At 39.7% G+C, this 9490-nt stretch carries 9 protein-coding genes and 1 pseudogene; 8 read left to right on the top strand and 2 right to left on the bottom strand.

The genetic code is table 11. The features are described from left to right. Positions 1–700: 700 nt before the first annotated feature. Positions 701–838, top strand: a pseudogene (locus B3R63_RS02995) (KGG domain-containing protein); the annotation flags it as partial. Positions 839–975: 137 nt separating this feature from the next. Here the strand turns inward: B3R63_RS02995 and B3R63_RS02990 are convergent. Beyond that, complete coding sequence (locus tag B3R63_RS02990) at positions 976–2430, bottom strand: SulP family inorganic anion transporter (RefSeq protein WP_286728254.1); 1455 nt, start codon at positions 2428–2430, stop codon at positions 976–978. Between the two features lie 328 nt (positions 2431–2758). Between B3R63_RS02990 and B3R63_RS02985 the strand changes: the two genes are divergently transcribed. From B3R63_RS02985 to rnhB, 7 genes are all read left to right on the top strand, one after another. Then, positions 2759–2980, top strand: coding sequence for a hypothetical protein (locus tag B3R63_RS02985; RefSeq protein ID WP_005406029.1), 222 nt, complete (start codon positions 2759–2761; stop codon positions 2978–2980). A 481-nt stretch (positions 2981–3461) separates the two neighbouring features. Then, the gene (locus tag B3R63_RS02980; RefSeq protein WP_005014984.1) at positions 3462–4781 is read left to right on the top strand and encodes an NCS2 family permease; all 1320 of its coding nucleotides are present in this window, start codon (positions 3462–3464) and stop codon (positions 4779–4781) included. Between the two features lie 73 nt (positions 4782–4854). Then, positions 4855–5853 carry an adenosine deaminase gene (locus B3R63_RS02975; RefSeq protein WP_286728253.1) on the top strand — a complete coding sequence of 333 codons (999 nt, stop codon included), beginning with the start codon at positions 4855–4857 and terminating at the stop codon, positions 5851–5853. Positions 5854–5995: 142 nt separating this feature from the next. Continuing rightward, positions 5996–6751, top strand: coding sequence for an HAD-IIB family hydrolase (locus tag B3R63_RS02970; RefSeq protein ID WP_286728252.1), 756 nt, complete (start codon positions 5996–5998; stop codon positions 6749–6751). Between the two features lie 14 nt (positions 6752–6765). Further along, the gene (locus B3R63_RS02965) at positions 6766–7977 is read left to right on the top strand and encodes a glycosyl transferase (protein WP_005406055.1); all 1212 of its coding nucleotides are present in this window, start codon (positions 6766–6768) and stop codon (positions 7975–7977) included. 103 nt (positions 7978–8080) lie between these two features. Next, a complete protein-coding gene (locus B3R63_RS02960; RefSeq protein ID WP_119878617.1) occupies positions 8081–8461 on the top strand; it encodes a hypothetical protein in 381 nt (126 codons plus the stop codon). Positions 8462–8522: 61 nt separating this feature from the next. Next, complete coding sequence (rnhB, locus tag B3R63_RS02955; RefSeq protein WP_119878618.1) at positions 8523–9098, top strand: ribonuclease HII; 576 nt, start codon at positions 8523–8525, stop codon at positions 9096–9098. An 81-nt stretch (positions 9099–9179) separates the two neighbouring features. Here the strand turns inward: rnhB and csrA are convergent, their stop codons facing one another. Next, positions 9180–9434 carry a carbon storage regulator CsrA gene (gene csrA / locus B3R63_RS02950; protein ID WP_005014972.1) on the bottom strand — a complete coding sequence of 85 codons (255 nt, stop codon included), beginning with the start codon at positions 9432–9434 and terminating at the stop codon, positions 9180–9182. Between the last annotated feature and the right edge of the window lie 56 nt (positions 9435–9490).

Here is a 9490-nt window from a genome sequence, read left to right as displayed (position 1 = left end):
AATTTTTACTATTGGGCTAATTGCTTAATTTATATGCGAATATTAATTAAATTATACTAACTATAACATGTATTAACACTTATTCTTAAAGATGTAACTCTATTTGAGTTTAAGTTTGGTTAAAATTATTTCCACTATATTAACAATTGTACAAAAGAATAAAGCTACTCTAGAGGCCTGTTTTCAACCCCAGAAAACAGGCCTTTTTTTATAAAAATTATTCTGGAGTTATGAGTTCATATGATGTTTAAAATAAAGTAAAAAATTATTTAAATGTAAACTTATAATAATTAAAAACAGGTAGAATATACATTAAAATAAATGAAGCATTGATATTAAAGTAGTTATAAGTATGTCTAAATTTATATCCCAGAAGAATGATTATATAAGTATATTGAAGTCACACCTATAAATACCTAACTCAAATGCTTTAAATAAAACTCATCCTTAGTTATAACAAAACTTATTGTTTGCTCCCTTATAGTAAAGATGTTCGTTTGATAACGACCAACCTGAAACTAACTCAATATTTGTTATGAGGTGTGAAATGGCTAATCAAGATAATAAACGCGACAATAACCAGCGCCAGCAACAGGGCAGCAATAATCAGCAACAGCAAAGTGGCAGTAATAATCAGAAACAGCAAGGTGGTGGCGGCCAAAATAGTCGTCAGCAAAGTCAACAAAGTGGCAATAACAGCTCAGGACGCGGCTTTGCTAGTATGGATGCAGATAAACAGCGCGAAATCGCTAGTAAAGGCGGTAAAGCAGCCCATGAAAGTGGTAATGCACATGAGTTTACCTCAGAGGAAGCTCGTGAAGCAGGCTCACAAAGCCACAAAAATGATAGATAATTATCAAGGACTTTAATTTTATTAAGAAGTCTTTAGATAATTTTCTAAAAGGAAAGGGTTGCTTGGAGCAACCCTTTCTTTGTACTTCTGATATATAATTTGGTATGAATCGGATAAGGGTGTCAGATCTTGGCGTGAGTTCCATATTTATCGATCATGATTGAACTTGCTTCATTTAAGCCAATCACTTCACAGGAAGTGCCGCGCTCGGTAAATTTTTTGATGACGGAATCCAGCATAGCTACAGAGGTTACATCCCAAATATGGGAATGGGTAAGATCAATAATTACTTTTTCCACCTGTTCATTAAAATTAAAACTCTGGTAAAAACGTTCGGATGAACTGAAAAAAATCTGCCCCACCAAGCTGTAAATTCGGACACCTTCCTTCAAAGTAGATTCAACTCGAATATCATTTTCCAGTTTGTTGGCTAAAAACAGTGCAGAAAGCAATACACCAGTCAGTACGCCCAAAGCCAGGTTATGAGTGGCAACTACGACCACCACAGTTGCGATCATTACACTGTTGCTACTCTTCGGGTTTTTATGAAACTGTATGACTGATTGCCAGTTAAATGTGCTTATTGAAACCATAATCATGACTGCCACTAAAGCTGCCATTGGTATCAACTTAAGCCAGTCACTGATAAATACCACCAGAATTAAAAGAAATATCCCTGCACAAAAAGTCGATAAACGTTGTCGACCGCCAGATTTCACATTAATCATTGACTGTCCAATCATGGCACAGCCAGCCATACCCCCCATAAAGCCGGTAACAATATTTGCAATACCTTGTCCTTTACATTCTTGATGCTTATCACTTGAAGTATCAGTCATTTCATCCACAATACTGGCGGTCATCATTGACTCTAAAAGGCCTACTGCAGCCAGAGCAATAGAATAAGGCAAAATAATTCTGAGCGTTTCAAGGTTAAGCGGAATGTCTGGTATAAGAAATACAGGCAGACTATCAGGTAAAGTACCCATATCGCCTACAGTACGTATATCACTATTCAACCAGATTGAAAGCAGGCTAATCACGACAATACACACCAACGGGGAAGGTAACCAGCTGCCAAGTCTTGGAACATAGGGAAATAGATAGATAATACTGAGGCCTACAGCAACAAATAGATAAACCTGCCAGCTGACATTGATGAGTTCAGGTAATTGAGCCATAAAAATTAAAATGGCGAGGGCATTTACAAATCCAATCACCACAGATTTAGATACAAAACGCATCAGCTTGGCCAGTTTGAGGTAACCAGCCAGTATCTGGATGACGCCAGTCAGTATGGTAGCCGCAAGCAGGTACTGTAATCCATGCTCTTTAACCAGAGTAACCATAACTAAAGCCATAGCTCCAGTTGCAGCTGAAATCATGGCAGGTCTGCCTCCTACAATGGCAATTACTACTGCCATAGAAAATGAAGCATATAAACCGACTTGCGGATCGACTCCGGCAATAATTGAAAAGGCAATTGCCTCGGGAATAAGTGCCAGACCTACTACCAGTCCAGCCAGCACATCAGCACGAATATTTGAAAACCACTGTTCACGGAAAGAAGACAACATAAAGAAAGCCCGTATTTTTATTGGAACAGGCGAGTGAGGTGACAATATTGTGAAAAAGACATAATTACGCCACACCACTAACCTTTAATATAGCAATGAGAAATTACTTCTAGGAAACGAGTAATCAGGGTGGCGTAAGAAACATAGAAAATAGTAAGAAGGTTTAGATTGTAGAGCACCGAGAATAACACGTTTCAATTTGTTAGAAAATTGGTGCTGATCTGATCGGCCATAGTGTTAAAAGAAATTCAGTTTTAAAATGCATGAAGCATTACGCTTTTGATAAAATTACATCAAGATTTTTCGATAACAACTAAAGATAAGAGATATGAAAACAGTTATAACGGTAATCGCAGCAGTTACAGTCGTCTCGGTAGGCTATATAACCTATCATAGTATCCAGCAAAAACGTCAGCAGGAGATCAAGCAGGTCATCCAGGAAGCACAGAGCTCTTTAGAGCAGGCTCAGCACAACCCGCATCATCTCGAACGGAGTACTTTCCCGGTGTTTGATACTGCAGGGAAATCCGTTCAGACTGAAAAAATGTAGAGATTTTTATACTTTTTTGGGGTTAACGGGAGAGAAAATAAAAAACTTGCAAGTTTATTTAAAATTAAGCGCCTGATTTTAAATATTTTAAAAACAGTAAGTGTTCCAAATTAATCTAAGAAGATTAAACCTGATAATCAAAAATAAAATCAGTGTGTTATAATCTGGCCGAAAAAATTTAGCGGGTAGATTTAAGTTAACACTTTTTTCTACAGGTTAGATGAAAAAGCTGCATAAGATGATGCAGCTTTTTTGTTTGCCTCGCCTATTAGTGGCACTCATCAAGTGTTTAGTAAGTTTGGGCTCAGGTGCAGCTTGAAGATGGGAAGTAATTAGGATGGCATAGGTCTTGCTGTTTTATCCAGAATTACTTGCACAATATCTGATTTTGATGCATTTAAATTTTATAGCAGTGTGGTGATTTGAGGCTTTTCAGGCCGAGGATTCAATCGCAAAGATCTTAATTCTCAGGGGCGATGTAATGACAACTCCCAATACCTCAGCCGGTATGCTTGAGCGCTTGTTCAAGCTCAGCGAAAATAAAACCAGTTTTAGAACAGAAGTTCTAGCAGGTGTAACCACATTCTTGACAATGTGTTACATCATTATTGTTAATCCAATGATTTTATCCGAAACCGGAATGGATCATGGAGCTGTCTTTGTCGCAACCTGTCTTGCAGCCGCAATTGGCTGTCTGGTTATGGGAATTGTGGCCAATTATCCAATTGCCCTTGCACCAGGTATGGGACTAAATGCCTATTTTACTTATTCAGTGTGTTTAGGGATGGGGGTGCCTTGGCAAACGGCACTAGCTGCGGTATTTGTTTCAGGTCTGGTATTTATTGCTATCAGTATGTTCAAAATCCGTGAGGCAATCGTCAATGCCATTCCCATGTCATTAAAACTGGCAATTGGCGGCGGTATTGGGCTGTTTTTAGCCTTGGTCGCGCTCAAGAATGCCGGCATTATTGTAGATAATCCGGCTACTTTGGTAGGGCTGGGCGATATCAAACAGCCAACAGTTTTACTGGCCCTGTTAGGTTTCTTTCTTATTGTCATCATGCATCATTTTAAGGTCCGTGGTGCAATCATTCTCAGTATTCTGGTCGTAACTGCAATTGCAACTGCTTTAGGCCTGAATGAATTTAAAGGTATAGTAGGCGCGGTGCCATCATTGGCTCCAACATTGTTACAAATGGACTTTGAGGGCCTGTTTACGGCCAGTCTGGTAGGGGTGATTTTTGTATTCTTCCTGGTTGACCTGTTTGACTCTACCGGTACTCTTGTAGGGGTTTCTCATCGTGCTGGCCTGCTTAAAGATGGCAAGTTACCACGCTTGAAGAAAGCATTATTTGCTGACTCTACTGCCATTGTAGCTGGGGCCGCACTAGGCACTTCATCTACTACGCCTTATATTGAATCTGCATCGGGTGTGGCTGCAGGCGGCCGTACTGGCTTAACTGCTGTTGTCGTCGGTTTCATGTTTCTGGCGTGTTTGTTCCTGGCACCGTTAGCCCAGTCTGTACCGGGTTTCGCGACAGCACCGGCTTTACTGTTTGTTGGGGTATTAATGATCCAGGGTATTACCCATATTGAATGGGATGATATTACTGAAGCGGTTCCTGCTTTCCTGACTATCGTTTTCATGCCTTTTACCTATTCAATTGCTGATGGTATTGCTATGGGCTTTATCAGCTATGCACTGGTGAAGCTTTTTACAGGCAAAGCAAGTACGGTTCCTTACATGGTATGGATCATTGCCGTGTTATGGGTAATCAAATTTGTTGCTTTTGGTGGCTAATTTTTATACATCATTCAGGGTGTAAACGGAAGTTTGCACCCTTTTTATTTATTGCGAATTCCAAGGAGAGACCATGAGTCATACTGAACTCATTCGTGCTTTACCTAAAGCTGAACTGCATGTACATATTGAAGGGACGTTTGAGCCTGAACTCATGTTTGAAATTGCACAGCGTAATCAGATTGATATTCCTTATAAGTCTGTAGAAGAGGTAAGACAGGCATATAATTTTCATAACCTGCAGTCATTTCTTGATATTTATTATGCAGGGGCAAATGTACTCATTCATGAAGAAGATTTCTATGACCTGGCTTGGGCATATTTTAAAAAATGTGCTGAAGATCATGTAGTACACACTGAAATATTCTTTGACCCGCAAACTCATACAGATCGTGGCATAGCATTTGAAACAGTTCTGAATGGTTTGCAACGTGCCTGTGATGATGCAAAAGCAAAATTGGGTATCAGCTCATACCTTATTATGTGTTTTTTACGCCATTTAAGTGAAGAAGCAGCATTGAAAACTCTGGAGCAGGCACTTCCTTATAAGAATCAGATTATTGCAGTAGGCCTGGATTCAAGTGAAGTCGGCCATCCACCAGCCAAATTTACCCGGGTTTTTGCCAAAGCCCGCGAAGCAGGCTTTTTGGTGGTTGCACATGCGGGTGAAGAAGGTCCACCAGAATATGTTTGGGAGGCTTTAGACCTGTTAAAGGTTAACCGGATTGATCATGGTGTGCGTTCTGAGGAAGATCCGGTTCTCATGCAGCGGCTGATTCAGGAAAAAATGCCTCTTACAGTTTGTCCGCTGAGTAATCTGAAACTTTGTGTAGTGGATGATATGCAGCAGCATAATATTCACCGTCTGTTACAGCAGGGCGTTAAAGTAACAGTAAATTCAGATGATCCATCTTATTTTGGTGGTTATATGAATGATAATTTCTTTGCTATTCAAAAAGCACTAAATTTGTCTGAAGCTGAACTTAAGCAGTTAGCGATTAATTCTTTTGAGGCGGCTTTCATAGACAATATTGAAAAGCAATCATGGATTAAGAAAATTCAGGCTCTGTAATCAAATAAAATGAAATCAATAGGTTTGCTCTATGTAGGCCTGTTGATTTATTGTTATAAAAAGTAAGCTGAAAAAAATAGTGATAAAAGCCTTATATGATCAGGAAACAAATGTGCAATTTAACTGATCAATATTATTTATTATGCCTGATTATCTTATTTTTACAGATTTAGATGGAACACTATTAGGCCACAATACTTATACTTATACGGAAAATCTGGAGCTAATCAGACAGCTTAAAAGTCGTTACCCCATTATTTTATGCAGCAGTAAAACCGCATTAGAAATTAAAGATTTACAAAAAAAATTAGGTTTAGTGGATATGCCGTTTGCTGCAGAAAACGGGGCATATATATATTTTAATTCTTTCTATCAGTTTCAGAGTCCGGTCAGGCAGGCAGCCATTACTGAAGCATTACAACGACTTCGTATACAGTACCATTTGAATTTTCAGCTTTTTAGTGAAAATACATCCCAGCAGATTGCTGAGTTAACCGGATTAAGCTTAGCTGAATCATGTCAAGCCCTACAACGGCTTTATAGTGAAGTGATTATCTGGGGTAGCAATCCACAATATGAACAGCAAATTATTGCCCGGCACTTGGCCAAAAACTTGCATATAGTACATGGCGGGCGCTTCAGTCATGTATTGAGTACAGCATGTGATAAATCTATAGCAGTACGCTGGCTACAGCAATTTTATCCAGCTGAAGCTGTCCGGATTGGCTTGGGAGACAGTGAGAATGATATTGATATGCTAAAAGCCTGTGAGCATGCTGTGGTTGTAAAGCGTCCTTATAAACCGGTCCTTCAATTTGCGCATAATTCTGTCTACTACACTCGGAAAATGGCTCCAGCAGGCTGGAAAGAAGGTCTTGAATACTTTTTACAACAATAAATGGAGAGAAAATAATGGTCGATTTTGCACAAGAAGGTATGATTACGACGATTCATGATCTAAAGCAGCGCCAGCTGGAAGATTATGAAAATGAATTGCGTGAATTTACTAAATATAGACCGGTTACCTTAGTTTTACCTTCACTTTATTCTGAGCTGGAACGGCCTGCACTTACTAAAATTGTGCAGGAATTGAAAGAAGCTGATTATATCCAGCAGATTATCATCGGACTGGATCAAGCTAATCCTGAACAATTTAAGCATGCCAAGGAGTTTTTTTCCGAGCTACCTCAGCCGCATACCATTTTATGGAACGACGGACCGCGTTTACAGAAAATCCATCAGCATCTTGAAGAATTAAAAGTTGCACCTTCACAACGTGGAAAGGGCCGTAACGTCTGGTATTGTGCCGGCTATGCGCTAGCTGAAAGTAACAGTAAGGTCGTGGCACTCCATGACTGTGATATCAGTACATATCAGCGTGATATGCTGGTGCGGTTGATTTACCCCATGGTTCATCCACAGTTTAATTTCCAGTTCTCTAAAGGATATTATGCCCGCGTAGCTGAGCATAAAATGAATGGCAGGGTATCCCGTCTGCTGGTTTCTCCACTCTTACTTGCACTCAAGAAAGTCTTTGGTCCACTGGATTATCTGCTTTATCTTTCAGCCTTCCGTTATCCACTTTCAGGCGAAATGGCAATTCATCTGGATGCATTACGTGATTTAAAAGTTTCAGGTGACTGGGGGCTGGAAATTGGAGTTCTTTCTGAAATCTATCGTAATTATTCTACCAAACGGATCTGCCAGGTAGATATTGCTGACCGCTATGAACATAAGCATCAAAATGTAGTGAACTCAAATGGAGAGGGTGGCTTGAAGCGTATGAGCCGTGATATTGCTCTAGCACTTTTTCGTAAACTTGCCACGCTGGGCGTTCCAGTTAGCCTAGATAATATTCGGATTATTCGTGCAACTTATTATCGAAATGCTTTAGATATGATTGATCACTATTATTATGATGCAATAACCAATGGTTTACATTATGACCGGCATAGTGAAGAAAATACGGTTGAACTTTTTGCCCAGAGTATTGTTGAGGCGGGAGAGCAGTTTATGAATTTTCCAAATCAGCAGTCGTTTATTCCAAGCTGGAACCGCGTACATTCAGCTTGTCCAAGTATTTATAAGGATATTAAACAGGCAGTAGCGCTCGATAATATGTGATTTGAAGATTCTTTAGGCAGTTATTTACATTTAACAGTGTTCAGATACTTCATAATCTTTAAAATTGGTCCAAAATTTATATATACACTGATAAAGGATAAACATGAAGAAATCTATACATATACTGGCACCCTTGGCCTTAATTTTATCGGCGTGTACAACTTCAGGAATAGAGCAATCGGCCAATACCACCACAACTACACAGCAATTAGGAGCAGCTGCCATTAAAGTGGCAGTAAATGCAAAATGTAATACTGAACTAAACAACCAGCCCGCTTGGCAAAATATAACTAAGGTAATGACAGCTGAGCAGAAACAGGCAGTTCAGGCAGATATTTGTGGTTGTGTGAGTGATAAAGCTCCACAAAATATAACAACTGTGGATCTGGCTACAGCAGCGATTGATCCGGCTGCACGTACCGCCATCATAACCAATGCAGTCACTAAAACAATTAATGCATGTGTAGCAGAAGCTTTAAATTAAGTTTTTTCAGTATTGAGCAGGATGATACAATCAGCCTGCTTTTTTATGAGTAGATAGTTTGATGAAAATTGCAGGTGTAGATGAAGCAGGGCGTGGACCATTGGTAGGTGCTGTCGTGGCAGCTGCAGTCATTCTCGATCCAGCTCGTCCAATCGAAGGTTTGAATGATTCCAAAAAACTGACAGAAAAAAAACGTGAAAAGCTTTTTGTCGAGATTCAGGAAAAAGCTTTGGCTTGGTGCATTGCAGAAGCAAGCACTGCTGAAATTGATGAAATAAATATCTTGCAGGCTTCATTACTGGCAATGCGCCGTGCTGTGGAAGGTTTATCAATTCAACCGGATAAAGTGCTGGTCGATGGTAATAAAGAACCTGCTGGCCTACAGATGAGCTGTGAAGCTATAGTAGGAGGGGATGCTTTATACCAGGAAATTTCGGCCGCAAGTATTCTGGCTAAAGTAGCACGTGACCGGCAAATGGTCTTACTAGATCAACGTTACCCACATTACGGTTTTGCCAAACATAAAGGTTATCCGACCAAAGCTCATTTTGAGGCAATTGGTATACATGGTGTAATTGATGAGCATCGGCGTAGCTATGCGCCGGTTAAGAAGGTCTTGGCTTTGTTAAATGAGTAATAATTTTATCTAATTTCTTAATCACCTTAAAATATTAAAGCGGCCAATAAAGCCGCTTTACTAATCAAGAATGGCCATCTGCTATCGATTAAAATCATTTTGTGAATAATTCTCATCTTCGAAAGAAGGCTGATAGTCTTGGTCGAGGTGTTGAAGATGTTCATGCATCGCACGTTCATGCTGAATACGTTGGTAAATCTCTTCCCGGTGAACAGATACTTCTTTTGGAGCATTGACACCAATACGGACCTGGTTGCCCTTTACTCCAAGTACAGTAACACTGACTTGGTCCCCAATCATTAATGTTTCTCCGACGCGACGGGTCAGAATCAGCATGTTTATCTCCTTGCTAAACGCTAAACCTGCAAAAGCTCTAATCAAAAAAGCGAAAA

The organism is Acinetobacter sp. UBA1297 (assembly GCF_002307755.1).
Taxonomy (GTDB): domain Bacteria; phylum Pseudomonadota; class Gammaproteobacteria; order Pseudomonadales; family Moraxellaceae; genus Acinetobacter; species Acinetobacter radioresistens.
The sequence above is the reverse complement of the archived record's forward strand: the minus strand, read 5'-3'. Positions and strand labels throughout refer to the sequence as shown.